The sequence below is a fragment of the Thiovibrio sp. Mzg5 genome, from assembly GCF_055379285.1.
Map to the genome: position 1 here is coordinate 2,512,062 of NZ_AP022872.1, position 24,720 is coordinate 2,536,781.

At 57.1% G+C, this 24,720-nt stretch carries 22 protein-coding genes, 2 tRNA genes and 1 pseudogene; 9 read left to right on the forward strand and 16 right to left on the reverse strand.

Annotated features, from left to right (window positions below; all coding sequences use genetic code 11):
- Window positions 1–118: 118 nt before the first annotated feature.
- The 3 genes from rpe to lgt all read right to left on the reverse strand — a co-directional run bounded on the left by rpe (window position 119) and on the right by lgt (window position 4,597).
- Window positions 119–778: a ribulose-phosphate 3-epimerase gene (gene rpe / locus ACZ46D_RS11575; protein ID WP_464927593.1), complete on the reverse strand. Its 660-nt coding sequence runs from the start codon at window positions 776–778 to the stop codon at window positions 119–121.
- Between the two features lies 1 nt (window position 779).
- Window positions 780–3,575, reverse strand: coding sequence for a M16 family metallopeptidase (locus tag ACZ46D_RS11580; RefSeq protein ID WP_464927594.1), 2,796 nt, complete (start codon window positions 3,573–3,575; stop codon window positions 780–782).
- Window positions 3,576–3,799: 224 nt separating this feature from the next.
- A complete protein-coding gene (lgt, locus tag ACZ46D_RS11585; RefSeq protein WP_464927595.1) occupies window positions 3,800–4,597 on the reverse strand; it encodes a prolipoprotein diacylglyceryl transferase in 798 nt (265 codons plus the stop codon).
- Between the two features lie 121 nt (window positions 4,598–4,718).
- Between lgt and ACZ46D_RS11590 the strand changes: the two genes are divergently transcribed.
- A complete protein-coding gene (locus ACZ46D_RS11590; protein ID WP_464927596.1) occupies window positions 4,719–6,386 on the forward strand; it encodes a B12-binding domain-containing radical SAM protein in 1,668 nt (555 codons plus the stop codon).
- A gap of 46 nt (window positions 6,387–6,432) precedes the next feature.
- Here ACZ46D_RS11590 and ACZ46D_RS11595 read toward each other — a convergent pair whose 3' ends face one another.
- From ACZ46D_RS11595 to ACZ46D_RS11605, 3 genes are all read right to left on the reverse strand, one after another.
- Window positions 6,433–7,416 carry an IS110 family RNA-guided transposase gene (locus tag ACZ46D_RS11595; RefSeq protein ID WP_464926747.1) on the reverse strand — a complete coding sequence of 328 codons (984 nt, stop codon included), beginning with the start codon at window positions 7,414–7,416 and terminating at the stop codon, window positions 6,433–6,435.
- A gap of 222 nt (window positions 7,417–7,638) precedes the next feature.
- Complete coding sequence (locus ACZ46D_RS11600) at window positions 7,639–8,784, reverse strand: iron-containing alcohol dehydrogenase (protein WP_464927597.1); 1,146 nt, start codon at window positions 8,782–8,784, stop codon at window positions 7,639–7,641.
- Window positions 8,785–8,995: 211 nt separating this feature from the next.
- Window positions 8,996–9,071, reverse strand: a tRNA-Asn gene (locus ACZ46D_RS11605).
- 242 nt (window positions 9,072–9,313) lie between these two features.
- Here ACZ46D_RS11605 and ACZ46D_RS11610 point away from each other — a divergent pair.
- A tRNA-Pro gene (locus ACZ46D_RS11610) sits at window positions 9,314–9,391 on the forward strand.
- A gap of 233 nt (window positions 9,392–9,624) precedes the next feature.
- Here the strand turns inward: ACZ46D_RS11610 and ACZ46D_RS11615 are convergent.
- Genes ACZ46D_RS11615 through ACZ46D_RS11635 form a run of 5 tightly spaced genes read right to left on the reverse strand, consistent with a single transcriptional unit; the run spans window position 9,625 to window position 11,835 of the window.
- A complete protein-coding gene (locus ACZ46D_RS11615; protein WP_464927598.1) occupies window positions 9,625–9,951 on the reverse strand; it encodes a DUF6915 family protein in 327 nt (108 codons plus the stop codon).
- A gap of 6 nt (window positions 9,952–9,957) precedes the next feature.
- Complete coding sequence (locus ACZ46D_RS11620) at window positions 9,958–10,362, reverse strand: hypothetical protein (RefSeq protein ID WP_464927599.1); 405 nt, start codon at window positions 10,360–10,362, stop codon at window positions 9,958–9,960.
- Window positions 10,359–10,550: a hypothetical protein gene (locus ACZ46D_RS11625; protein WP_464927600.1), complete on the reverse strand. Its 192-nt coding sequence runs from the start codon at window positions 10,548–10,550 to the stop codon at window positions 10,359–10,361. Before ACZ46D_RS11625 ends, ACZ46D_RS11620 begins: the two co-directional genes overlap by 4 nt.
- On the reverse strand, window positions 10,547–11,578 hold the full coding sequence (locus ACZ46D_RS11630; protein ID WP_464927601.1) for a metallophosphoesterase family protein: 1,032 nt from the start codon (window positions 11,576–11,578) through the stop codon (window positions 10,547–10,549). Before ACZ46D_RS11630 ends, ACZ46D_RS11625 begins: the two co-directional genes overlap by 4 nt.
- Window positions 11,575–11,835 carry a hypothetical protein gene (locus tag ACZ46D_RS11635; RefSeq protein WP_464927602.1) on the reverse strand — a complete coding sequence of 87 codons (261 nt, stop codon included), beginning with the start codon at window positions 11,833–11,835 and terminating at the stop codon, window positions 11,575–11,577. The genes ACZ46D_RS11630 and ACZ46D_RS11635 overlap by 4 nt, the downstream gene beginning before the upstream one ends.
- A 635-nt stretch (window positions 11,836–12,470) precedes the next feature.
- On the opposite strand from ACZ46D_RS11635, the gene ACZ46D_RS11640 reads away from it, so the two are divergent.
- The 7 genes from ACZ46D_RS11640 to ACZ46D_RS11670 all read left to right on the forward strand — a co-directional run bounded on the left by ACZ46D_RS11640 (window position 12,471) and on the right by ACZ46D_RS11670 (window position 20,684).
- Window positions 12,471–13,349 (forward strand): substrate-binding domain-containing protein, encoded by an 879-nt coding sequence (locus tag ACZ46D_RS11640; RefSeq protein ID WP_464927603.1) that lies wholly within the window; start codon window positions 12,471–12,473, stop codon window positions 13,347–13,349.
- A 12-nt stretch (window positions 13,350–13,361) separates the two neighbouring features.
- Window positions 13,362–14,828: a sensor histidine kinase gene (locus ACZ46D_RS11645; protein ID WP_464927604.1), complete on the forward strand. Its 1,467-nt coding sequence runs from the start codon at window positions 13,362–13,364 to the stop codon at window positions 14,826–14,828.
- Window positions 14,818–15,474, forward strand: a complete 657-nt coding sequence (locus ACZ46D_RS11650) for a response regulator (RefSeq protein WP_464927605.1) — start codon at window positions 14,818–14,820, stop codon at window positions 15,472–15,474. The genes ACZ46D_RS11645 and ACZ46D_RS11650 overlap by 11 nt, the downstream gene beginning before the upstream one ends.
- Window positions 15,475–15,656: 182 nt before the next feature.
- Window positions 15,657–16,109, forward strand: a complete 453-nt coding sequence (locus tag ACZ46D_RS11655) for an MOSC domain-containing protein (protein ID WP_464927606.1) — start codon at window positions 15,657–15,659, stop codon at window positions 16,107–16,109.
- A gap of 218 nt (window positions 16,110–16,327) precedes the next feature.
- Window positions 16,328–16,633 carry a cytochrome c3 family protein gene (locus tag ACZ46D_RS11660; protein ID WP_464927607.1) on the forward strand — a complete coding sequence of 102 codons (306 nt, stop codon included), beginning with the start codon at window positions 16,328–16,330 and terminating at the stop codon, window positions 16,631–16,633.
- Between the two features lie 17 nt (window positions 16,634–16,650).
- A complete protein-coding gene (locus ACZ46D_RS11665) occupies window positions 16,651–17,397 on the forward strand; it encodes a 4Fe-4S dicluster domain-containing protein (RefSeq protein WP_464927608.1) in 747 nt (248 codons plus the stop codon).
- 38 nt (window positions 17,398–17,435) lie between these two features.
- Window positions 17,436–20,684, forward strand: coding sequence for a molybdopterin-dependent oxidoreductase (locus ACZ46D_RS11670; protein ID WP_464927609.1), 3,249 nt, complete (start codon window positions 17,436–17,438; stop codon window positions 20,682–20,684).
- A 162-nt stretch (window positions 20,685–20,846) separates the two neighbouring features.
- Here ACZ46D_RS11670 and ACZ46D_RS11675 read toward each other — a convergent pair.
- From ACZ46D_RS11675 to ACZ46D_RS11695, 5 genes and pseudogenes are all read right to left on the reverse strand, one after another.
- Window positions 20,847–21,530 (reverse strand): annotated as a pseudogene (locus ACZ46D_RS11675) (DUF5714 domain-containing protein); the annotation flags it as partial.
- A 253-nt stretch (window positions 21,531–21,783) separates the two neighbouring features.
- On the reverse strand, window positions 21,784–22,020 hold the full coding sequence (locus ACZ46D_RS11680; RefSeq protein WP_464927610.1) for a thioredoxin family protein: 237 nt from the start codon (window positions 22,018–22,020) through the stop codon (window positions 21,784–21,786).
- A 33-nt stretch (window positions 22,021–22,053) separates the two neighbouring features.
- A complete protein-coding gene (locus ACZ46D_RS11685) occupies window positions 22,054–23,514 on the reverse strand; it encodes a permease (protein ID WP_464927611.1) in 1,461 nt (486 codons plus the stop codon).
- Between the two features lie 49 nt (window positions 23,515–23,563).
- A complete protein-coding gene (locus ACZ46D_RS11690) occupies window positions 23,564–24,262 on the reverse strand; it encodes a cytochrome c biogenesis CcdA family protein (RefSeq protein WP_464927612.1) in 699 nt (232 codons plus the stop codon).
- A complete protein-coding gene (locus tag ACZ46D_RS11695; RefSeq protein ID WP_464927613.1) occupies window positions 24,262–24,663 on the reverse strand; it encodes a thioredoxin family protein in 402 nt (133 codons plus the stop codon). The genes ACZ46D_RS11690 and ACZ46D_RS11695 overlap by 1 nt, the downstream gene beginning before the upstream one ends.
- Between the last annotated feature and the right edge of the window lie 57 nt (window positions 24,664–24,720).

The window sequence follows — 24,720 nt, forward strand, 5'->3', positions numbered from 1 at the left end:
GCAGCACCGCAGATGCGCGTGTCAATTGTCGGCAGAAGTGTCCGACAAAAAGGCCTGCGAAGTGTGCTATTGCACATGAGCAGGCCGATGACAAAACAGATGTGGTGCTGCCGAATAGTTACCGGCAACCACCCTTGAGTTCGGCGATGACCTTTTTGTAGTCATCCTTGCCAAACACGGCGGAACCGGCCACGAAGATGTTGGCCCCGGCCGCGGCAATGGGGCCGATGGTTTTAGGGCTCACCCCGCCGTCCACCTCGATGCCCACACTTAAGCCGCGGTCATCGATCATCTTTTTGAGCTGCCTGATCTTGGTAAGCGAGCTTTCGATGAACGACTGCCCGCCGAAGCCGGGATTGACGGTCATCAGCATGACCAGGTCCAGGTCGGGCAGAATCTCTTCCAGGCTGGTCAGCGGGGTGGCCGGGTTGAGCACCGCCCCCGCCTTTTTGCCCAGCTCTTTGATGCGGTGGATGGTCCGGTGCAGGTGGTAGCCGGTTTCCACATGCACCGTGATCCAGTCCGCCCCTGCCTTGGCAAAATCCTCCAGATAGGCGTCGGCGTTTTCGATCATCAGGTGGACATCGAGCGGCAGGTCGGTGATGGTGCGCACCGCCTTCACCACCAGGGGGCCGATGGTGATATTGGGCACGAAATGGCCGTCCATCACGTCGATGTGGATCACGTCCGCCCCAGCCTTGGCCACGGCAGAGATTTCTTCGCCGAGGCGGGTGAAATCCGCGGAGAGGATGGAGGGGGCGATCATGGTTTTGAGCATCTTATTCTCCGATCTTTTCTGAAGGAATGGCGGCGGGGGCAGGCTCGGCTTGCCCCGCTGTTTCCGGCTCCGGCGTTGCCAGGAGGGGGTCGGCCCCCACCGTGACCTGCACATAGTTGCCGGGCCGGATGTATTTGCGGGCCATGGCCAGTACGGTTGCGGCATCGACCTGCTCGATGGCATGGACATACCGGTTGCCGAAATCCTGTCCCAGGCCGTAGATTTCGTTCAAGGCCATTTCCAGAGCCTGATTGCCGCGGGTCTGCAAGCCTAACTCGTAATTGCTGATCAGGACGTTCTTGGCCTTGGTCAACTCCTCTTCGCTGAGCGGCTCTTCCATCACCCGGTAGAGCTGCTGCCAGACCGCTTTGATCGCCTGGTCCTTTTTGTCCGGGCTGGTGCCGATATAGATGCCGAAGGAGCCGGTGTCCAGGCCGAGCAGGGAGAAGGAGGAGAGGCTGTAGGCCAGGCTCTGTTTATCGCGCAGCTCGGTGAACAATCGGCCGCTCTGGCCGGAAAGGGCGGTGTCCAGTACCTCGAGGCCGTAGCGGTCTTCACTGTTCAAGGTGGTGCCGACAAAGCCGATGATGATATGCACCTGCTGCTTGTCCCGGACGATGCTTACCACGTCGGGGCCGGCGGGCACATCGGGAGGCAGGGCATTTTCTCCGACCTTCGCTTTTTCCACCGGCGGCTTGCTCCAGGCGGAAAAAAGCTGCTCCACCGTCTCTCGGACTTTTTCCGCATCAACATCGCCTGCCACCGCGAGCACCAAGGCCTCGGGCCGGGCATGCTCTTCGTACAACCGTTTCAGCTCGGTCACGGTAAGGTTGCGGATGACCGCTTCGTCGCCTTGGGTGTTGAGGCCATAGGGATGCCCCATGAACAGCCGTTTGTTGAATTCCTTGAAGGCCAGGCTGGGCAGGGAGTCTTCCTGATTCTTGAGCTGGGAGAGCAGCTCGGGCCGGATCTTTTCTGCTTCTGCCGGAGCGAAGGCCGGGGAGAGGAGCACGTCCCGGACCAGGGTTAAGCCCTCGTTGGTGAAGCGGGAGAGAAAGTCGCCCTTGATCCCGAAGGTGTTCTTGCCGTTGAAGCCGCCGAGCGATCCGGCCATGTTGGCCACTTTTCTGGCCAATTCCTCCGTGCTCAACTGCTCGGTGCCCTTGGCCACCAGTTCGCTGATAAAGGCGAAGGCGCCGTTGGTGCTCTCGGTTTCGCTGCGCAGCCCGCCGGGCAGAACGGCCCGGATGGACACCGTAGGCACGTCATGATTTTCTCGGACCAGGAGCCGGATGCCGTTTTTCAGCTCAAAGCGGTGGACCCCGGTGAGGAAGGCATCGTCCACCTGGGAGGCGGACTGGCCCAGCTTGGCTGCCGCCTCGGCTTTGGTAATAATCTTGGCCAGTTGCGCCTGATTCAGGACCGTTGGCGTGCCGAACGGGGCAATAGTGCCCACGGTGAGCTGCTCTCCCTTGAGATAGAAGGCCGCCACCCGCTGGATATCCTCCTTGCTCACCGCCCGGACCCGCTCCAGATATTTGTCCTCGCGGGGATCTCCGGTCAGGAACTCGAAAGAGCCCAAGACCCTGGCCTGGCCTTCGGCCCGCTCCAGATTGAAGATGAAATCACTCTCCAGGTTGCGTTTGGCCCGGTCAAGCTCTTCGTCGCTCACCTTGCGGTGTTTCATGGTGAAAATCTCGGTGAGCGTCTCTTCCAGGGCTGGCGCCAGTTTGTCTGCATCCAGGGTGGCGGTGAACTCCAGCAACCCCGGGTCGCGGGGGGTAAAGGCCGAGCCGTCGATGCGGTAGACCAGCCCCTTGTCGTTGCGCAGCTTGGTGTAGAGGCGGGAGGTCTCCCCGCTGGCGAGGATGCTGGTCATCACATCCAAAATGGCCGCATCCTGCCCCTTGAAGGCAGAGCCGGGAAAGGCCAGGGCCAGCTGGGTTTGGTTGACGTCCTCTGTCAGGGCGAAGAGGCGGGTAGCCTTCTGGGCCGGTTCTTTTGGGATGGTGGGCGGCTGAGCATCACTTCTGGGCAAAGCCCCCATCAGGCTGTTTACCGAGTCCACCACCTGCTGGACCCGGACATCGCCCACCACCACCACGGTGAAGTTGTCCGGGTGATAATGTTTTTTCATGTAGCGGAGGATGTCCTCGCGGCTGATGGCGGTCACGCTCTCCGCCGTGCCGCTGATGGGCAGGCGGTAGGGATGCACCGTGTAGGCATGGGCCATGAGCTCTTGAAACAGGGCGATATTGGCCCGGTCCTTGCGCATGCGGATCTCTTCCAGCACCACCTTCTTTTCCCGTTCCAGTTCCCCGGCATCAAAATTCGAGTGCAGCACCGCATCGGTGAGCACCTCCAGGGCTTCCCCCCAGTTCCGGGAGGAGAGGGTGGCGTGGTAGACCGTGTACTCGTAGGAGGTGTAGGCATTGATCTGGCCGCCCACCGCCTCGATGGCCCCGGCCACCTCGCCGGGCGCCCGGGTGGGGGTGCCTTTGAAGATCATGTGCTCGATGAGATGGGTGATGCCCGCCTCGCGTTTCTCTTCGTAAATGCTCCCCGCCTTGACCCAGATCTGGACCGTGGCCACCTTGGTGCCGGGGGTCTCCTTGACCAGAACGGTCAGGCCGTTGGCGAGCTTGTTTTTGTGCAGGTGCGGGGCAATTTCAACGGCTTCGACATAGGTGGGGGTCATGGTCATACACAGGAGAAGAAGGAAGAAAAAGAGTCGGTGCAACCGGGGGTTGGATTCGGGGGCACGCCTCGCGTCTGACTGATCTGTGGTGCTGGTCATGGTTTTTGGCCGAGGGGGGCTGTAACAACCGGCGAAAGCGCATTCTGGTGGTGAGCGCTCCAGCCGTTGTTTTTTGTCTCCTGAGCACTGTAAGCCGTTGTCATAAAAGTTTCATCTACTTTTAAACGGCAAGAACGGCATAAGGAGCCGTAACAACGCATGTTGCAGCGGCGATGGGTGTTCCGTAACGGCTCCTAAACGGCTACAGATTATGCGTCAAGAGATCAGGCCGGCCCCCCGCTTTTTCGCCTCATAAACAGGATGAGCAGAGCGGTACCGATCATCAGGCTGCTCAACAGCTGGCCCATGGTCAGAAAATTAAACAAAAAACCGAGCTGGGCGTCGGGCTGGCGGAACAGCTCAACCACGGTGCGAAAGATCCCGTAGAACAGGAGAAACAGGGCCAGGAGCGAACCGGTTGGCCAGCGTTGTTGCCAGTAGCGGTTTTTCAACAGCCAGAGCAGGGAGAAGAGCACCACCCCTTCGAGAAATGCCTCATAGAGTTGGGAGGGGTGGCGCGGGATTGGCCCGCCTGTGGGAAAGACCATGGCCCAGGGGACATCGCTCATCCGGCCGTAGAGTTCGCCGTTGATGAAGTTGCCGATCCGGCCCAGCCCCAGGCCGATGGGGGTGGTGATGATGTAGACATCCGCGCTCTGCCAGAAAGGCAGGCCGGTGATCCGGCAGAAGAGCAACCCGCCCACCAGCATGCCGACCAGTGCCCCGTGGAAGGACATGCCGCCCTGCCAGGTGGCCAGGATATCCTGGGGGTTCTCCAGATAATAACCGGGATTGTAGAACAGGACGTAGCCCAAGCGGGCGCCCAGCACCAGGCTGATGATCAGCACCAGATTGAGGTTTTCAAAATGTTTGGCCAGCAGAGTAAGGTTGTATCGCTTGATCTGGTGGCGAACCAGCTGATAGGAGGCGATAAAGCCCAGGACATACATGAGGCCGTACCAGCGGACCTGGAGGGGGCCGAGGTGGAGGAGGACGGGGTCGATCTCAGGGTAGGGGAGCATGATGGGCGGCGCAAGGTTAAAGGGATAAGGGAAAAAAACGGGCCAGTGACGGAAGCGCAAAAAAACGGTAGTATGGCCTCCTGTGTCCTGTTTACTCTAACCGCTCCCGGCAGGTGAGACAATGCAAATCAGTCTGATCACCCTCAATGCCCGCTACTCCCATTCCTGCCCGGCGTTGTTCCATGTGCGCAACGCCTTGGCGCAGGCCTTGCCGGAAAGCGGCCTGGGCCTGCACCAGTTCACCATCAACGATCCCTATTATCAAACCCTGATCCGGATCACCGGTGACCAGCCTGAGGCCCTCTGTTTCTCGGTGTATATCTGGAACGCCGACTACATCATGCGGCTGGTTGCAGACCTGCGGCGGATTCTGCCCGAAGTGCCGATCATCCTGGGCGGGCCGGAGGCAACCTTCATGGCGATCCAGAGCCTGCCTGCAGGCTGTACCGTGGTCCGGGGCGAGGTGGAGGGGCTGGGGGATGATTTTTTCCGCGATCTGGCCGCTGGTACTCTCCAAGCCGAGTATCTTGCCGCCCCGGCCCCCCCGTTTGCCATGCCGTATCGGGAGCCCGATTTCGCACCCCATCTTGCCAACCGCAATATATACTACGAGTCATCCCGAGGCTGTCCGTTTTCCTGCAGTTACTGCCTTTCCTCCGTGGGGCAAGGGGTGCGGTATCGGGAGCTGACCGAGGTGGAACGGGAGTTGGCCCAAATCCTGGCCCATAAGCCAAAGATCATCCGCTTCGTGGACCGGACCTTCAACGCCCTGCCCGAGCGGGCCCTGGGTATCTGGCGCTGGCTCCTCGCCCAGCCGGGGGAGACGCTTTTTCATTTCGAGATCGCCCCGGATCTGTTCAGCGAAGAGATGCTCTCCTTTCTGGCCCAGGTTCCCCAGGGCCGCTTCCAGTTCGAGATCGGCCTGCAGTCCACCAATCCGGCCACCCTGGCGGCGGTGAACCGGAGGATGGATTTGGCCAAGGCTCAAGAGAACATCGGCTGGCTGGTGGCCTTGGGCAATATCCACCTGCATCTTGACCTGATTCTCGGGCTTCCCTGCGAAACCGAGGCCACCTTCCGCACCTCGCTGAATGAGGCCTTCGCCATGGCGCCCCACTATCTCCAGATGGGGTTGCTCAAGGTTCTGCCCGGCACGCCGATCAGTCGGGCCACGGACTTCGGTCTGATCAGTTCAGCCACGCCGCCCTATTCGGTGCTGGCCACCCGCTGGCTGGACCATGCTCCCCTGCGCCGGCTGTACTGGCTGGGCGAGTGCCTGGAGGCCATTTACAACAACCGGTTTTTCCGTAACACCTTGGATTATATAAGGAAAAATGGAGAAGAGCCCTTTGATTTCTTTGCGCAACTGCTCACCATCTGCCAGGCGGCGGATTTTTTTTCGTGCGCGAAAACCCAGGAGCTCATGAACAGGATGCTGGTGGAGCTGGCCCAGACGCGGCCGGATCGGGAGCTGTTTTGTGAGCTGCTCCGCTTTGACTGGCTGGTGAGCGGGCAGAGGTTGCTGCCGCCCTCTCTTGTCGCGGAGTCGTCCAAGGAGATCAGGGATTATCTCTGGCATCACCTACCGGAGGGGTTGGTGCCGCAGTATACCCGGCTGACCAGGAACGAATTTTTCAAGCGGGGCGTCTTTGCCCGGTTTTCCGGCCCGCTCCTCAAGGCCGTGGGTTTGGCGGCGGGGTCGGCCGAATCCGGCTATGTCTGTTTTCTTCCGGAACAGGAGCACGTTGCCGGGCATCAACGCCAGCAGCACACGGTGTTTTTTGTCTAGAGGCGGACCTCGGTGCTTCGACAGGGTTCTCCTGAGATTCTATGGTTTACGTCAAGCATTTTGTAAGCCGTTCTGGGTTAAATGTCGAGCGGTAGTGATGAATAGACCAGGCGGCTCGGGCGATTTTCCGGGCGATGATCACCAACGTTGCGGTCGTACTCCAGCCTTTGCTGCGATAATGCTCATAAATAGGTTTCCAGACTTTGGTTTTGACGGCGGACATCGCGGCATTAAACAGCAGACGGCGTAATTCGCCGGGGCCGCGTTTGGACAAGCGTCTACGGCCAGCCTTGTGACCGGAGTCATTTGCTCTGGGGTCGAAACCGGTGAATGCGACGAACGCATCCGCATTGCGGAAAGGAACTCGTTCCAACGTATTGGTTAAGGCCATGCCCACCAGGGGGCCAACCCCCACAATGGTTTGCAACCGCTGTTGCGTTTCCTTGTGTTGCGGAGAACGGGCAGCAATCGTTGCCATGGCGACATCGATTTTGGCAATCAAAGCGTCGAGCTTGCACAAGACCGCCTTGAGCTCAGGGGCAAACCCGCCCAGGTTGGCCATCGTCAGCTTGAGCGTGCTCTTGATGCGGACGATCTTGGCCCGCCGCCGGATCAGATGGTCCAGCTTGCGCTGGTTGGCCGTGGGGGACGTGTAGGGACGCAGGCGAGTATGCTCTTGCGCGATGAGACGAGCGATTAGTTCGGCATCGACACGGTCGGTTTTGGCGCGGTTGCCCATGGCCTTGGCGTAGTGCCGGGTCTCCATTGGGTTAAGCAGAAATACGGTATAGCCTTGCCTATGCGCCAGATCAGCCAGCAACTCGTGATATCCGCCTGTAGACTCCAGGCCGATACGGCTGCCTGCGGGCAGGGATTTCAGCCAAGCCAGCAAAACTTCATGCTGATTGACAACACTGTGGACAGGAAAGCTTTGCGCAGCACAAGCAACGACAACGGCGTCTTTGGCAACATCCACCCCTACGTTTAGAAAGGTTTGCATGATGGTAGCCTCCAGAAGTAAAGTAATCATGCTGGGGTGGCACACACCGACGTTAGCTTGCGTTCAAATCGGCGGTCAATGCACATGCCGCTAGATTCTTCATCGACGTTTGGGGTGTGGTGGGAGATTTCTCAGTAAGTCTGTCCGCAGCGCGGCAGATGCCAGTCGAAGTCCCTCCACCCCGGCTCTTCTTCTTAGAGCTTCTCAGAAATGAGCTGTAAAAACCATACAAGCCTGCCGAAGGGTGGTTTTTTACACCGCCAGCCGCAGAATCTCGGCAATGGTTGCCTTGGGGTAGAGTCCACCAATCCCCCACTGCCTGGCAAGGCCTTCGGCGTTTTCCGCGATTGCCTCGATGTCGGTGGCCGGAATTCCCATCTCCGCCAAGCGCACCGGCGACTTGATCGCGACAAACCATCGCTCCAGTGCGTCGATTCCTGCTTCGCCGGAATCGAGCCCGAAGATCTCCTTGGCGAACCGCGCGAACTGGCTGGGGTTTTTCGGCAAATACCACTTCATCCAGGCCGGCATGACAATGGAGAGCCCGGCCCCGTGCGGGATGTTGTAGATAGCGCTCAGGGCGTGCTCGATCATGTGGTTGGGAAAGCTGTATTCACCGATCCCGGCCGGGGTCAGGCCGTTTAAGGCCAGGGTGGCGGTCCACATGAAGGAAGCGCGCGCCGTGGCGTGGCTGGGTTCGGCCATGATCAGGTCGGTGGTTTCGATCACCGTTTTGATGATTCCTTCCACCAGGCGGTCCTGGAGATGGGTGCCGGGCTGTTTGGTGAAATAGCCCTCGCAGACATGGCAGATGGCGTCCACCGCGCTGTAGGCCGTGTAATTGAGGGGCACGGAATGGGTCAGCTCCGGGTTGAGGATGGAGACCAACGGGTAGACGTGGGGCGAGGAGATATTGTATTTCTGCTTGGTCTCTGCATTGGTGACCACCGAGTTACCGTTCATCTCGCTGCCGGTGGCAGCCAGGGTCAGGATGGTGAAGATGGGCAGGGCGCGCTCCACCTCCTGGCCGACAAAGAACTGCCAGACATCTTCGTTGGCCAGGGCGCCCACCGCGATGGCCTTTGCCTCGTCCAGCACCGAACCGCCGCCCACCGCCAGGATCGCTTCGATCTTGTCCCGCTTGGCCAGGGTCACCCCTTCTCGGGTATGGGAAAGGAGGGGGTTGGAGTCCACCCCGCCAAATTGGGTACAGACGATGTTGCTTTTCGTAAGGCAGGCCATGACCCGGTCGAGCAGGCCGCTTTTGACCACCGAGTTGCGGCCATAGACCAGCAGCACCCGGTTAATTCCGGCAGCGGTCAGTTCCGCGCCGATCAGGGCTTCTTTGTCTGTGCCGAAGATGATCTTGGTGGGGTTGTGAAAGGTGAAGTCAAACATGATTCCTCCTTTGGTGGATGGTCCGTTTTTTTGTGCTGGGCGTCGGGACGAGAGTGTCGCTAAAAATAACGTATCACTCTGAGACTGTCACCCGGTATCATGAAAAAACAAAGAGAGGAGGCGTTGGGAAGTCAAATCGTGAGGGAGACTGCCGGGAAAAAGGCACAAAAAAAGGCCACCTCTGTTTATGAAGGCGGCCTTGAATTTTTCTTGGCTCCCGGGGAGGGATTCGAACCCCCGACAGGGTGATTAACAGTCACCTGCTCTACCGACTGAGCTACCCAGGAAAAGTTATTCAACTGAACGCGGGCAATATAGCAAGTGCGCATCGGGGCGTCAACATTTTTAGGCGTCGGCATGAAATAACTATGACCGTGGTCCTTTTGTTGCGGCTTTTTGTGCCGGGCACGGCATTGCACCGTTGTCAGCCGCGCTGCTATTTTTGAACAGCGGCTGAGCGGCTCAAAAACAATTCTCTTGACCGGCCACGGGCAGAGTGCTAATAAAGCAGCTTCCCATTATCGTCCGTCGGGGCGTAGCGCAGTCTGGTTAGCGCGCCTGCCTTGGGAGCAGGAGGCCGGAGGTTCGAATCCTCTCGCCCCGACCATTAAAATAAGCATGTTGCGGTAAGTTTCCGCTGCCTATTCCCACTTCATTTTTCTTCGTGATACAAATTTTGATACAAAATTAATCTGCGGTCGCAAGGCTGATAGGGGGTAATGAATTCCTCGTCCTCGCCGTGACCAGCCTGAGTCGGATCAAGGTCCTAGCCAATATTCAAAATATCTGTGCATATTTCTCGGTAATTCCACGCATATTTGGCCTAAAGGTCTGGCCTTTTTATTTTTTTACGATCTCCCGCAGCATCATTTTTGCCTCGGCTTCAGTCGATTTTTCAGTGAAACCGTTCACGTTGACCCATCCATTTTCATAGTCGGCCCGAGAAGGGATACCCCAGCAGTCCACAAGGATATGAATTTTAGCCGCAGTTGCAGCCTCATCTCCCCACATCTTGCGGATCTCTTCTATCCCCTCGATATGATGCCGATGGCGTCGGTGAGCCGGGCCGAACTCGGCAAAGAGCGCATCCAGCCATTCATGTATTTCTTTCCATTCATTGCCCAGTAGACGGTTACAGTCGTAGCAGTGTTCGTGTAGGTATGCCATGGCGCATTATTTCTCAAAATAGTTGAGACGTTCAAGCAACTCGTTGGCCTCGATCATCTTATGACGCAGTTCCTTGATCTCTTGTTCACTGGCGCCTCCAGCCCGGGTCCACTCCAGTAAGAACTCCCGGTGTTCATCCTCGGTTAAAATCCCACAGAACGGTGAGGCCTGTCGCATCGCAGTTGCTTGTTCTGAGTCCTCCGTGGCCACGGCAAGGCATTCCACTATTCCCAGATCCACAAGCCGCTGCCATTCCTCAAGGTACGGCTGCGAATTAACACTTACAATTTTGCGCCAACGGGTAAGCGTTTTTTTCATGTTCTCGAACAGGCGTGGATCTTGCCGGATCTTCTCGGTGATCAACCGGTGCAGCGCCAGGCTGCGCTGATCAATCTCTTGATGGGAGGTCATGGTTCCTCCCAATTATCCCACCACTGCTCGTAGTCGGTGAACAAGGCACAGTCGCCGGGCCGTTCCCCGGGAATCAGAGGGAGGCGGCGGAGCCATTTCTTGAAGGACTCTCGCTCTTCGCTTGGCAGTTCGGATATCCGGACAAAGCATGGCATGTTGTCGGGGCTTGGGTACAGTATAACGCTCATCGCTGCCACCACCAGTGTCTGTAGTCGTTGGGCCAAGCGCAGTTGTCTTTTTTTTCTCCCTCTAGTAAGGGGGCGCCGTGGCCTATGAGCCAGCGCCCAAACGCTTGTCGGTCGCCATCCGGCAGCTCGGAAATTCGGATAAAGGGGATCTTCCCATCGTCACCGTAGTGGACAACCGGTTGCCTGACCAACTGCAGGTCGTCGTCGATCTGCCAGCACTGGCCGCTCATCACGTCCATGCAGGAGAGGAAGCCCTTGGCCATATAGACGCCGGTATCGAGGCAGGCGGCATGGTCGAGATCATGCACCAGCAAATCCCGCTGGGGTGTATGGCCGCAGATCACTTTCTTACCCGAGATATACGGTTTCCAACTTTTTTCAAACCGCAGCCAGTGGAGCGAAAAAAGAGATTGCTCGGCCAGGGGAAGATCCGAGCATAGACCTCCGTGTACAAAGATGAAATCGTTTGTCTCGCAAGCATCGATGCAGGTGTTTAGCAAGAAATCGATATGCTCTTGGGGAATGATCTCGGTCATGAGATTCCGCAGGAGTTTCTGGTAAATCAAAGGGCTGGCGTGGCGGATATTTACATCAATATCGCCCAAGCGTATCTCTTGATCGGAATAAGGCTGGCAGTAAGAGCGCAGGGTTGCCATGCCCTGGTTGCCATGCCAGAGCAGAGCCGGTCTTTGTCTAGTCACGATTTCCCACATTTCCCGGGCTTCCTCGTCGCATTCCGGGGTGACGGGGTAATACTCTTTGGTGGTGGTACCATTAAGGCACATGAGCAACATCGAGTCATGGTTGCCTCTTAAAGAGACTGTATCAAAGTTTTGATGCAGGGTGATAAGGGTGTCGATGACAGCTCTGGAGTCAGGGCCGCGGTCGATGTAGTCGCCCAGTGTGACGATCAGATCGTCCTTAGTAGGCTGCACGGCCATAAGCAGACCGTGGAGTTGCTGAGCGCAGCCGTGGATATCCCCGAAGGCCAAAACGCGCTTGTATTTTTCGTCTTTGGAGAGGATCATTTTTTCTTTTCACCACGCAATGCAGCATCTCGGGCTGTTTCCTCAGCAAGACCATTGGGCCGGTCAAGCTGCAACCACATTTTGTAGTCGTGTACATAGGCACAATTGCCTTCGACTTCTCCGTCAGGCAGTGGGCAACACTGGCCTCTGAGCCAAGCCAGGAAAGACTTGCGCTCTTCAACCGGCAATTCGGAGATCCGGACGAACGGCATCGTGTCGCTGTGGTGGATGAATTTCTCGTTTTCAGTCGTTTGCATATTTGTCACCAGTGTGGATATTTTTCTATTTTAACAGATTTTATGGAAATATCTTGTTGTTTTTGTGTGGTTTTATCCTTAGCAGAGCTTGGGCCGTCACGTGGGAACGGTCTAAGCTCTTAGGCGTAGGCTAGGCTAATGTCTCAGCCTAAAGCGGTCCTTAGCCTGGGCTAACAAAAAAATGTGATAAAAGATGGGGAGGTACTATCTATAGCTTCTTGAGGGTGGCTCGGTATTTTGCTTGGCCAGATGCCATGGTAAACCTACCACCGGGAAATTTGTGGCAAAGGTCCCTAGATAATCCTACCGAAACCGGAAATGCTTCTTTCCAGGCTTGACGATTTAACCTCGGACGAGGTATTCCAGGGAGAATCGTTCAGTCTGGCATGGCAAATCTTGCTGCATGAAAATCAATAGGAATTTTGTTTGGTTCTGTTGTTAAACAATCCTACGATTTGGAACCTTCCCTGCAATCTTGAGGAAATGACTCCCCGTTGGTTGCTTCTCCTGATAACCCAGCAGGCACCGGCCACATCATGTTATTTTTGGAGTAATGTAATCGTAAATTCACCTGGATACATGTAGACATGATTGTGCGGACGAAAATTTTCCGAGACTCTGGCTGGCGCAGAGTCATGTATCTGGGACTTTTTGTTCTTCTGCTGGTCGGCTGCGAGGCCAAGCCGCAGGAAAACTCGGGGCAGGAGCGCCTAGTTCGTCTGGACAAGCTCCAGCAGCTCCCGACCTGGCAATCCGAGCCTGATTCGCAAGCGCTGCGGATCGGCGTGGGAGCCATCCTTTCTCCTCAGGGCACGGCGCTTTCCTACCAGCCGCTCATCGACTACCTGGGCCGCAAGATGGGCAAATCGGCAATCCTGGTGCAGCGCAAAACTTATCAGGAGTTGAACGATCTGCTGGCCAGAAATGTGGTGGACCTCGGCTTCATCTGCACCGGGGCCTATGTCGAAGGCGCTCGGAACGGGGCGATCTCGCTGCTGGTTGTCCCGCAGATCAACGGCAAGACCACCTACCGTGCCTTTATCATTGTGCCTGCCGCTTCTCCGGTCCGGGAATTTGGAGACCTGCGCGGCAAGGTGTTCGCTTTTACTGATCCGCTTTCCAACACCGGCTACCTCTACCCCCTCTCGCTGCTGCATGGGCTGGGGAAGCAGCCTGAAACCTTTTTTGGCCGGACGATTTTCACTTACAGTCATGACCGTTCCATGGCTGCGGTGATGGAGGGCATCGCGGATGGCGCTTCGGTGGACAGCCTGGTCTATGAATTCGCTGGGAAGCGCAACCCGGAAATTTTCAGGCGGACCAGGGTTATCTGGGAATCGCAGGATTTTGGCATCCCTCCGGTGGTGGTGCCGCGCACCATTTCCTCGGAGAAAAAGGCTTTGCTGAAAGAGCTGCTCCTCGGTTTGCATCGCGATGCGGAAGGCGAAAAAGCCCTGGCCGAACTCGGGGTGGAACGCTTCGTGGAGCCTGAGCCAAGCCTTTATGGATTCTAAGGAGAGGCACCCGTGACTGTTGCTCTGACCTCTGTGACAGTGTTTTTCCGGCAAGCCGTGCGCTGGGTCAGATCCGTCCTGCTCAGCGTGCCGCTGAAGCTGAAGATTTTGGGGCTGGCCCTGGCCCTGATCCTTCTTTTTGGCGCGGTCACCATTTATAAGGTGCAGGCGGCGCTCAGCGAGAATATCGACGCCTTTCTCCGGGAAGAGAGCCGCTTCGTGGCAACGGAACTGTCCTATCAGTCCCACGATTATCTGCTGATCAACGATGTCTACGGCCTGACCCAAATGCTCAGGAACACGACGCAGAATCGTCCCGATTTGCGCTATGTCTTTGTCCGTAATGCCGAAGGGCAGGTTGTGGCCCATACCTTTGAGGGTGGGTTTCCGGTCGATCTGCTGGAAAAATCTCCCGGCCTTTCGTCGCCAACCTCCGCCCCGAAATTGCTTCGCACCAATGAGGGAAACATATGGGAGGCGACGGTAGGAATCAGCAACGGCAACGAAGGAGCGGTGGTGGTCGGGGTGAAGGGCGACAGCTTGCGCCGTCAGATCGGGGTGATCACCCGGTCCCTTGCCAGGACCACCCTGCTGGTTGCGATATTCGGGGTGCTCTTGTCCCTAGGGCTGACCTGGATTATCACCAGACCGGTGAGCAGGCTCCTCGAAGCCACCCGGGCCGTGCGGCGCGGGGATTATTCCGTGACCCTGGACCCGACTGAAAGCCAGGATGAACTGGGAAAACTCATGGAGGGCTTCAACGCCATGGTGCTTTCTCTTGCCAGTGCAGATAAGGCCCGCTTGGAAAAGGAACATCTCCAGCGGGATTTCCTGCACCGGGTCATGGCCGGGCAGGAAAGCGAAAGAAAACGCATCGCCCGCGAGCTCCACGACCAGACCGGCCAGGCCCTGGCCTCGGTCATGGTTGATCTCAAGATGCTGGAAAACGCGAAAAACGAGACCGAGACCGGCCATAGTATCGGGAGGTTGCGAAAGGCCATAACCGAGGAGATGGAGGCGATCCATGAGCTGGCGGTGGCGTTGCGGCCCAGCGTGCTGGACGATCTCGGCCTGGTACCAGCGGTGGAGATGCTGGTTCGTGGTTTTATCACTCGCCAGGGGATACCGGTGGAGCTGACGATTATCGGTTTTGCCGAGAAAAGGGCGGATGCCTGCACGGAAACCTGCATCTACAGGATTATTCAGGAAGCCCTCTCCAATGTGGCGCGGCATGCAAAGGCCGCCGAGCTGAGCGTACTCCTGGAATGGCGCGGGGAGAAAATTCGGGGCGTGATCGAGGACAACGGGGTTGGTTTTGCGCCGGAACTGGTTGACGCCAAGACCAAGCTAGGGGTGCTGGGCATGCGGGAGCGGACCCAGTTGCTGCAAGGGACTTTCCGGATTGAAAGCAGTCCAGGCGAGGGTGCCATGCTGGTTTTTGAAATGCCTGTCAAGGCGGGAGTCTGCCATGAACAATGAAATGATTCGGATTCTGGTGGTTGATGATCATCCGGTGCTCCTCTCCGGCCTGAGTCTGCTGCTCAATGCCGAACCGGACATGGTGGTGGCGGGCACTGCCGATTCGGGGCCCAAGGCCCTGGCTCTGGTCAAGGAGCTACAGCCGGACATCGTGCTCCTCGATATCTCTCTGCCCGGAACCAGCGGGCTTCTGCTCCTGCCGGAGATCTTGCGCCTGGCGCTTCAGACCCGCGTCCTCATGCTGACCATGCATGAGGACCATCAGTATCTTAAAGAAGCCGTGGCCAAGGGCGCCAAGGGCTTTATTCTCAAGAAATGTCTGGATGTCGATCTGCTCTATGCCATCCGTTCGGTGATGCGGGGGCAGATGTATATCCATCCCGCCATGATGCCGGATATCCTGGCCGAGCAGGACAAGGGGGCAGCCTCCCCCGATGAGATGCTTTGGCTCTCGCTCAGCAAACGGGAGCAGCAGGTCATGCTCGCGGTGGCCATGGGGTTCACGAGCAGAGAGATTGCTGAGCAGTATTTCCTCAGTGAGAAAACCGTGGCCACGTATCGCTCCAGGGCCATGGCCAAGCTTGGCCTTGAGACCAGGGCCGAATTGGTGGAGTTTGTTTCGCGTCAGAAGTGCTCTGCTGGCTGAGCCGTTTCCGGCAGACGCCTGTCAGGAAAATCCCTACAAAGAAATCAAAAAACCCCCGCTTGTTTTCCTCCTTCGCTTCCCCTATCCTGATCTGTAATCGGATGTGTTTTCGTTTTTTTTGTGTCCCCGGCCCATGGTCATAGGGTCTGTTATAATTCCACCAAATCACAAGAGAGATGCACATGGGAGTGGTCGAAGCGGTCTGCATCAGCGAAAAAAAAGGCATGGTGAAAAAAGAGGTGCCCGAGATTTTCTTGGAGGAAAACTGGGGAATCACCGGGGACGCCCATGCCGGGATCTGGCATCGGCAGGTGTCGCTGCTGGCCGGGGAAAGCATCGATGCGGTAAAGAAAAAGATGCCCCACCTGAAGCACGGGGTGTTCGCTGAGAACATCGTCTGCTGGGGTTTGGAGCTGACCGCGCTTGCCATCGGCGACTGCCTGGTCATTGACGGCCAAGTGGTGCTGGAAGTCACCCAGATCGGCAAGGAATGTCACAACGAAGGCTGCGCCATCAAGAAGGCCACCGGCGATTGCATCATGCCCAAGGAAGGGATCTTCACCAAGGTTATCCATGGCGGGGTTGTCCGGGCGGGTCTTGCCATTGAAAGAGAACGTGTTGCCGTTACGCCATAATTCCATCCCCCTGCCTTGAAAGTTAGCAACATCACGGAGAAAAGAGAAAGGTATTAAAGAATTTGACCTCCTCCTGAAGCGGGGTAAGGCCGTCCTGCCTCCTCCCACGGGAAGGGCGGCCTTATGACCCAAAAAATATAGCAATCTTAATGGAAAACAAACGACACAGCAGTACCCTTGGTCCAAGATACCCACGCAACCACCAAAGGAGAACGATTATGAGAAAGATTTTGATGATCCTGGCATTGCTGGCGATTACGGCCCTGCCTGCAATGGCCGCCGTTGGCGGCGGCGAGGTCACCTTGCAGAACAAGGGCGGCACCGTGGTTTTCAGCCACGAATTCCATGTGGCCGGGTTGGAACAGGCCTGCCAGGCCTGTCATCCCAAGCTCTTTACCACCAGCAAACAGCATAAGGCCGTGACCATGAAGGCCATGCAGAGCGGAGCATCCTGCGGCGCCTGCCATAACGGCGCCAAGGCCTTTTCGGTCAAGGGTAACTGCGCCAAGTGCCATACGAAATAATCCCATAAGGAGAAGCCATGAACGACATTCTCGTTACCATGCACGAAGAGCTGGCACAGGCGCTGCAAAGAAAGCCCGAAGAGCGGCGGTGGGCCATGCTTATCGACCTGCGCAAATGCGTGGGCTGCCATGCCTGCACCATTGCCTGCGTTTCCGAAAACAAGCTGCCCCCTAAGATGCACTACCGCCCGGTGTATGAATACGAGCAGGGCAAGTACCCCAAGGTCTCCCGCACCTTTCTGCCCCGGCCTTGCATGCAGTGCGACAAGCCCCCATGCGTGGACGCCTGCCCCGCCAAGGGCGAAGCGACCTGGAAGGAAACCAAGGGCGTTGCTGCGGGCACCGTGCCCATCGACTATGCCAAGTGCATCGGCTGCGGCAAGTGCGTCCCGGCCTGTCCCTATGGCGCACGGACCATGGATGCGGGCAAGTTCCACGGCGAAGGCACTCCGGCCATCCAGAAATACGAGACCATGCCCTCCTTTGAATACGGCAAGCAATGGCCGCGCTCCGGCAAGAACCAGCCCATCGGCAATGCCCGCAAATGCCATTTCTGCGTGCATAGGCTGCAAAACGGCATGCTCCCCCAGTGCATCACCACCTGTGTGGGCCGGGCCGGGTATTTCGGCGACGAGAACGACCCCAAGAGCCTGATCGCCCAGGTGAAAAAGGCCAACAAGGTGCAGATCCTCAAGGCGGGCAAGGGCACGGCCCCCAGGGTCTACTATGTGTCCAACGACAAGCTGGAAACCTTGTACCGCTAATCCGACCCCGTGTGAAACTATCTCTCTCTGGAGGAGTTATGAATAATTTGAAGAAAACTAAGGAAGAACAGTCCGGCCTTTCCCGGCGGGATTTTCTGCAAAAGACGGCCCTGGCCGGTTGCGCGGCCCTGGCCGCCAGCCAGCTGGATTTCGCCCATATGCTGATCGCACGGGTCGAGGCCGGGGAACTCACCGCGGCCGAGGCCTACGAGCTGATGAAGGCCGAAAACACCCTGTACACTGTGTGCCTCAACTGCAACACCGGCTGCGGCATCAAGGTCAAGGTGCTGGACGGGGTGGCGGTGAAGATCGACGGCAACCCGTACAATCCCTTCACCCTCACCCCCCATCTGCCCATGAAGGAAGATCTGCACTACGCCGCCAAGCTGGACAGCGGTATCTGCCCCAAGGGCCAGGCCGGGCATCAGGGCGCTTACGATCCTTACCGGATCAGCCGGGTGCTGAAACGGGCGGGCAAGCGGGGCGAGGGCAAGTGGCAGGCGATTCCCTTTGACCAGGCGATCAGCGAGATCGTGGGTGGCGGTCTGCTTTTTAAACAGGTGCCAGGCGAGGAAAACCGCCAGGTTGCGGGCCTGAAAGATATCTTCGCTCTCAAGGACGCCAAGGTCTACGAGGAGATGGGCAAGGATGTCGCGGCCCTGCGCAAGAAGAAAACCCCGGAAGAGAAGCTGGCTGCCATCGCCGAGTTCAAGACCAAGCACGCGGCAAATCTCGACAAGCTCATCGACCCGGACCACCCGGACTTCGGCCCCAAGAACAACCAGTTTGTCTACATGTGGGGCCGCAAAAAGGGCGGGCGTGCCGATTTTGCCAAGCGCTTCACCGAGCAGTTCGGCACGGCCAATACCCACGGCCACACCACGGTCTGTCAGGGCTCGCTCTATTTCGCCTCCAAGGCCTTGAGCGAGCAGTACGTGGGCGACACCTTCAAGGACGGCCAGAAATTTTACTGGCAGGCCGATCAGGAGAACTCCGAGTACATCATGTTTGTCGGGGCCAATCTCTTTGACGCCAACTACGGTCCGTCCAACCGCAGTCCGCGCATCACCCAGCGGTTGGCCGACGGCAAGCTCAAAATCACCGTTCTGGACCCCCGTTTTTCCAAACTGGCCAGCAAGGCCAACCGCTGGGTGCCGGTGCTGCCCGGCACCGATGCCGCCTTTGCCAACGGAGTGGCCCGCTGGATTTTGGAAAACAAGCGGTTCGACGCCAAATACCTGGGCAACGCCAACAAGGCAGCAGCCACGGCTGGTAAGGAGACCACCTGGTGCAATGCCGCCTGGCTGATAAAGCTCGATAAGGAGGGCAATCCCGCAAGTCTGCTGCGCGCTTCCGACATCGGCCTCAAGGACAAGGAAACCCGCAAGGACAAGGACGATAAGGAATTCACCTTCGAATATCTGGTGGCCATGCAGGGCGGCAAGCCGGTGGCTTTTGACCCCAACGACGAGAAGGAGGCCGTGGTCGGCGATCTCTTTGTTACCGCCGAGCTCGATGGCAAGGACGGCAAGAAGATCAAGGTCAAGAGCGGGTTGCAGGTGCTGCTCGACACGGTGCGCGAGAAATCCATCCCCGAGTACGCCAAGCTCTGCGGCATCGAGGCCAAGGTGATCGAGGAGGTGGCCAAGGAGTTTACCAGCTACGGCAAGAAGGCCTGTGTGGACATGCATCGCGGCCCGGCTCAGCACACCAATGGCTTTTACAACATCTCGGCCCTGTATGCCCTGAATCTGCTGATCGGCAACTTCGATTGGAAGGGCGGCATGATCGTGGCCTCCACCTTCAACACAGACGGGACCAAGACCGAGGCGCAGCCTTTCAATTTCAAGAAGATCACCCCGAAGAGCCCCAAGGCCTTTGGCCTATCCATCATCCGTCACGATGCTAAGTATGAAGAGTCCACGATCTTCGACGCGACGAAATACCCGGCCAAGCGCAATTGGTGGCCGCTCTCTTCGGATGTGTACGAAGAGATCATCCCCTCCTGCGCCGATGCCTACCCGTATCCGATCAAGGCGCTTTTTTCCTACATGGGGGCGCCCACCTATTCTTTGCCCGCCGGGCACACCCAGATCGAGGCATTGGTCAATCTGGAGCGCATTCCGCTCTACTTTGCCTCGGATATCACCATTGGTGTGACCACCGTATATGCCGACTACATCTTCCCGGATCTCCACTATCTGGAGCGCTGGGAGATGCAGGGCTCGCACCCCAACATGCCGGTTAAGGTGCAGCCCATCCGCCAGCCGGTTATCCCATCGCCCAACGAGATCGTCACCGTATTTGGCGAGCAGCAGCCCATCTCCTATGAGGCGGTTTGGCTGGCCCTGGCCGAGAAATTGGGCCTGCCGGGCTTCGGCCCCAAAGGCTTTGGCGAAGGCCAGCCCCTGACCCGGCCCGACGATTTCTACATCCGCATGGTGGCCAATGTGGCTACAGACGGCAAGGAGCCTGTGGCCGACGCTTCAGCGGCGGAGATCGAGTTGTTTGCCAAGTCCCGCAGGCATCTGCCCAAAAACGTCTTTGACCTGGATCGCTGGAAGGCCATTGCCGGGACGAGTTTCGCTAAGGTCGTGCATGTGCTGAACCGGGGCGGCCGCTTCGAAACCCAGGAGAACAGCTACAAGGGCGACCAGGTGGCCAACAAGTGGGGCAAGTACATCAACCTCTATCAGGAAAAAACTGCCAAGTGCAAGGACGCCTTCACCGGTAAGCACTATCTGGGCATGGCCAAGTACATGCCCATTGTCGATTGCCTGGATCGGCCGCCCACCGAGCAGTCCAAGGGCTACGACCTGCACATGATCACCCAGAAGGATGTGCGAATGACCAAGTCCCGCACCATCACCCAGCAGTACCTGAACGACTCCACGGGAGAGAATGGCATCGTCATCCATGCCAGCGATGCCAAACGTTTGGGCCTCAAAACCGGGGATACAGTCAAGGTTGTTTCGGCCACCAACACGGAAGGGAGCTGGAACCTGAAAAATGGCACAAAGAAGCCGATGGTCGGTAAGGTGCAGGTCACGGAAACCATCCGGCCCGGTATCATTACCTTTCTTCACGGCCAGGGCCACTGGGCCACCGGCGCTGTGGATCAGACCATCGACGGCAAGGTGATCAAGGGCGATCCGCGCCGCGCGATGGGCATCAACGCCAATGCCGCCATGTGGGTGGACCCGCATCTCAAAAACACCTGCATGATCGATAAGGTGGGCGGGAGCGTTTCGTTCTATGACACCAAGGTGAAGTTGGTGAAGGTATAGCCAGCGGTTTTCTGAAAGGGTAACGCAAAAACGAGCTGTCGAGAGATCGGCAGCCCGTTTTTGCGTTGCTTCAAATCCACCACATATTTTGATCTCAAACCATCGCAGCTGAGCAGATCATCATCCAGTCCATAGCGGACCACATCAATTCTTTTTCACTCCGAAATATGGGCAGTTCATTTCCCGACAACCGTGGGGATGTTTTGGGCTGAATTGGCAGGCCGACTTACCTCCACACGGCAAACTGATCGCAAAGTGTTCTTCAAGAAATTCCACCGCAGCCTTAAGCGAGGCCCGCGTATATGCCTTGCAACAGCTAGGTCCGGTCAAATCGGTTATCACCCTTGTTACCCTGGTTACGGCCTCCATGGTGGTACGCTGCTCGCTGTCTTTGCCGCATTGGGCACCAGTAAGCACACTGATACAGGCGCCTAAGGCCGGAACAATGCCGCACACTCCGGTTAGACCGCAATATCCACCATGTGCCTGTTTTCGAGTACGTTTAAACACTTCCTTGATGTCGTCGTCGGTGACGTGTGCTGTGCCCTTGTTTTTTAAAGCGGCCATGAGCGCACCCCCGGCAATATAGGCGTGTTGGCAACCGAGCATGGGAAGACCTGAAAAACTAAAGGCTAATTCGGCAATCTCGTGGGGGTCAATCGATTTCGTGGTAAACATAATATCTTCGATTACCCGCATGGCGTCTTGGTTGTGACAATAATGACCGTTTGGGCAGACAATATGACCAGAGTCTGATCTCTTGCAATAACTGCAGGAAACCTCGGTTGATTTGTCCTGATATTGAAGTGCTTCTCCACAGACCATGCAATGTTCGGTCTGCCGTTTACTTTCGAGGTCAGGCTTATCTGAAGGGGCAATTGGCGGGGATTGAATTTTGTCGGATTTTAACAATTTTTCCGACAACTTTGATAAAAAACCGGACTCTTTTTCCTGGCGACCGCCAGTATTTTCTTCGGGAGCTCAGCAACTGGAATTTTCCGTGGTGGTTTTCTTTTGCTCCAACATACATTTTCTCCCGTTAAGAATGTAGCAAGGTATAGACAACTAAATCTATGCTTAATATCGTGGTGTGAGGTGGTCAATCAGTCAGCCAGTCCTTAACTTCGGCACGGGTCGGGATACGTCCGGCGCATACCAGCTTTTCGTTTATTACCAAAGCGGGGGTGGCGAGAACATCATAGGCTAGGATTTCGGCGTAATCGCTCACCTTGACGAATTCCACTTCTAGCCCTAGATCAGAAATCGCCTCACGGGCAACGCTCTCTATTTTTTTACAATTGCCGCATCCTGGCCCAAGAATTTTTATTGTCAACATGATTGCCTCCTCGATAAATTTTAGGGTAATTTTTCATGGAACAGGCGATGGCGACAGACTGCGTCGGCTCACCAAGTGCAGCACAAGCGCAAGACCAGCCAGAAAAAGGCACAGGTATAACGAAATCAACCAGAGGCTCATGCCATCTATCCAGGTGCCGTAGAGCAACCCCGCCAATGTGCTGAACAGCGCCACCCAGCCCACATAAGTCCATGTTTTCAAGCGGCCGATGATGGTGGAGGTGATGAGGATGCTCTGCAGACTCAATTCGGGATCGGCCATGAGGTAGGCGAGCAGTGGTCCACGGTGCATCCCCAGACCGAGGAACATGTGGGCGATGGGGACCTCTACTAGGGTGGGGAAATACATGAACACGCCGAAAACAACCCCGGCGAGATTGCCGAGGATGGTGTTGCCGCCCGCTAGATATTGAATCCAGGTCGGCCGGATGAATTGCCGGATGACCCCCACCAGAAAGACACCAACAATGAGCAGAGGGAATATCTGCTTGACGAACTTCCATGTCTCCCACAACCAAGCATGTACCTCCCGTTCTTCAAGGTGGCGACTGGCCAGGTAGGTGAGTAGTGCCAGGCTGAACGCTACGCCAAAGCTTTTGCCGGTGAGATTGATGACAAGGCCAAAGGGCTGCGGAGTCATCCCCACCGATGCGGTAAGCAGAGTGAGCGCGGCAAGTCCGAGTGTGGCCCAAGCCCAGCCGTTGAATCCTTCGATGATGTTTTCTAGGCCCTTCCAGGCAGGAAGGGCAATAGCCATGAGCAGGACGATGAGGATTGCGCCTTGGGCCGTTACCCCCTCCTCGCCTTTACTGGCATCGAATGGCACCAGGGAAAAGAGGATCTCCTGAAAATGATCCATGCCCGAAATTGGCACAAGTAACTGTCCGTAGCTCTTGGTCAGCAGGTCGATTTTGAGTACTCCAGCCAGAAGAAGCGCTACCAAGGTCAGCAGGAAAAAAAGCACAGGTCGGCTTAATTGGCCTTGCCCGGTAAAAAGTGTGTCTGTCATCGTATCGTGCGCGATATCTTCTCGCCGGAAGAGAAGCGCCATGATCATACCGATGCCGACGCCAAATGAGAGCGACAGGAAGAAACGGGCCAAGGCGAGGTCCACGCCAATGACACTGCCAGTGTAGATCAGGGCCAAAATATTCGCAGCCGGAGCGAAGAAGAGAAAGGTGATGGCCGGCCCCAGCCCAGCGCCTTTTTTGTAGATGCCGGCGAAGAGCGGCACGATGGTACAGGAACAGACCGAAAGTACCGAGGCTGCCAGGATGGCGGCTGGATAGGAAAGGAGCCGGGGCGTATTGCGGCCAAGGAGGCGGGTTACCGTGCCCTTGGGAATGAGCGCGGCCATACAGCCGGCGATACAGAAGGCTGGAACGAGGCAGAGCAGGACATGGGCGGCGAGATACGTCGCCACATTTCTCAGGCCGCTCTGTGCCAGGTTGAGAGCGAATTCCTGGGCATCCATATCTTTCCTCCCTGTGTGGTGTTGATGGCCCGAATGATTCGGCTTCCGTTCAGACGAACGGCCTGATCAGAAAATAGACCCCAAGCCCGGCGATTAGCACCCCGGCCCCCTTGCGGAACCAGGGGCTTGCTTGACTGAAGGAGGAACTGGCCAGCAGTCGTTTCACCGTGGCGGTTGAGCTGCCGGCCACGGCAATGGGCAGGCAGTGGCCGATGGCAAAAAGGAGGATAAACAAGACTCCGGTCAGCACTTGCTGTTGCACCGTGATGATCGCCAGGATGGGGGCGATAAAACCGAAGGTGCAGGAGCCGGAAAGAACGCCATAGGCCAGCCCGAGGACAAAGGCGCCCCACGCCCCCCGGACCTTTAATTTTGCCATGAGCCCGCTTGGTACGGAGCACTTGGCAATACCCAGCATGTCAACGGCCACCCAGAGCAGGATCAACCCCACGGCCATGGTCCAGTATGGCCCCACGTCACCCAACATTCTGCCGAGCAGGGCGCAGATCACCCCCACCAGGACGATGGTCAGAAAAAGGCCGACACTGAACAGCACCGCGTAGTGTACGGCCTGCCTACCCTTGACCAGTTGTTCCTGTCCGCCCACATAGGCCACCACCAAAGGGATGGAGGCCAAGTGGCAGGGGCTAAGCAAGACGCTGATCATGCCCCAGAGAAAACAGCCCAGTGCTGCCAGGGCGAGGCCCGCGCCCATCCATTCATTGACTTGGAGGAAAAGAGCATCCATTACTTGCCGCTCCCACCAGCGGGCTGGGCAACGCCCATCTGGGCAAGCTGGGCGACAATGGTCTTCTTATCCATGAAGCCGCTGTGGCGGTATACCTCATTGCCTGCGCGGTCGAAAAAAATCTGAGTGGGGATCATGCTCACCTTGAATTTCTTGCCCTCGTCCGGATTCTTCCAGACATCGATAAAGATGATTGCCGCCTTGCCCCGGTACTCTGCTTCCAACTCCTCGATGATGGGCGCCATCATCTTGCAGGGGATGCAGGCCGTGGCTCCGAGATCAACCATGGTCACCGTGTCGGGAATCGGCACCGGCGCGGATGTGCTTGCCGCCGTGCCGGTGGAGGTGTGTAGGACTACCAATGCGACCAGCAACAATGCAAATCGGACAATTGTTTTCATGTGTTCTCCTTGATGTTGTATGGGATGCTCCCTTGCGAAGAGGAGCTATTGCAAAGC

Excerpts from the sequence above, each read along its gene's own strand:
- ACZ46D_RS11600 (WP_464927597.1), bottom strand. The coding sequence starts at position 8,784 with ATGTTTGACTTCACCTTTCACAACCCCACCAAGATCATCTTCGGCACA.
- ACZ46D_RS11580 (WP_464927594.1), bottom strand. The coding sequence starts at position 3,575 with ATGACCAGCACCACAGATCAGTCAGACGCGAGGCGTGCCCCCGAATCC.
- ACZ46D_RS11615 (WP_464927598.1), bottom strand. The coding sequence starts at position 9,951 with ATGGCATACCTACACGAACACTGCTACGACTGTAACCGTCTACTGGGC.
- ACZ46D_RS11590 (WP_464927596.1), top strand. The coding sequence starts at position 4,719 with ATGCAAATCAGTCTGATCACCCTCAATGCCCGCTACTCCCATTCCTGC.
- ACZ46D_RS11625 (WP_464927600.1), bottom strand. The coding sequence starts at position 10,550 with ATGAGCGTTATACTGTACCCAAGCCCCGACAACATGCCATGCTTTGTC.
- ACZ46D_RS11680 (WP_464927610.1), bottom strand. The coding sequence starts at position 22,020 with ATGTTGACAATAAAAATTCTTGGGCCAGGATGCGGCAATTGTAAAAAA.
- ACZ46D_RS11640 (WP_464927603.1), top strand. The coding sequence starts at position 12,471 with ATGTATCTGGGACTTTTTGTTCTTCTGCTGGTCGGCTGCGAGGCCAAG.
- ACZ46D_RS11690 (WP_464927612.1), bottom strand. The coding sequence starts at position 24,262 with ATGGATGCTCTTTTCCTCCAAGTCAATGAATGGATGGGCGCGGGCCTC.
- lgt (WP_464927595.1), bottom strand. The coding sequence starts at position 4,597 with ATGCTCCCCTACCCTGAGATCGACCCCGTCCTCCTCCACCTCGGCCCC.
- ACZ46D_RS11635 (WP_464927602.1), bottom strand. The coding sequence starts at position 11,835 with ATGCAAACGACTGAAAACGAGAAATTCATCCACCACAGCGACACGATG.
- ACZ46D_RS11685 (WP_464927611.1), bottom strand. The coding sequence starts at position 23,514 with ATGGATGCCCAGGAATTCGCTCTCAACCTGGCACAGAGCGGCCTGAGA.
- rpe (WP_464927593.1), bottom strand. The coding sequence starts at position 778 with ATGCTCAAAACCATGATCGCCCCCTCCATCCTCTCCGCGGATTTCACC.
- ACZ46D_RS11630 (WP_464927601.1), bottom strand. The coding sequence starts at position 11,578 with ATGATCCTCTCCAAAGACGAAAAATACAAGCGCGTTTTGGCCTTCGGG.
- ACZ46D_RS11650 (WP_464927605.1), top strand. The coding sequence starts at position 14,818 with ATGAACAATGAAATGATTCGGATTCTGGTGGTTGATGATCATCCGGTG.
- ACZ46D_RS11620 (WP_464927599.1), bottom strand. The coding sequence starts at position 10,362 with ATGACCTCCCATCAAGAGATTGATCAGCGCAGCCTGGCGCTGCACCGG.
- ACZ46D_RS11655 (WP_464927606.1), top strand. The coding sequence starts at position 15,657 with ATGGGAGTGGTCGAAGCGGTCTGCATCAGCGAAAAAAAAGGCATGGTG.
- ACZ46D_RS11670 (WP_464927609.1), top strand. The coding sequence starts at position 17,436 with ATGAATAATTTGAAGAAAACTAAGGAAGAACAGTCCGGCCTTTCCCGG.
- ACZ46D_RS11695 (WP_464927613.1), bottom strand. The coding sequence starts at position 24,663 with ATGAAAACAATTGTCCGATTTGCATTGTTGCTGGTCGCATTGGTAGTC.
- ACZ46D_RS11665 (WP_464927608.1), top strand. The coding sequence starts at position 16,651 with ATGAACGACATTCTCGTTACCATGCACGAAGAGCTGGCACAGGCGCTG.
- ACZ46D_RS11595 (WP_464926747.1), bottom strand. The coding sequence starts at position 7,416 with ATGATTACTTTACTTCTGGAGGCTACCATCATGCAAACCTTTCTAAAC.
- ACZ46D_RS11660 (WP_464927607.1), top strand. The coding sequence starts at position 16,328 with ATGAGAAAGATTTTGATGATCCTGGCATTGCTGGCGATTACGGCCCTG.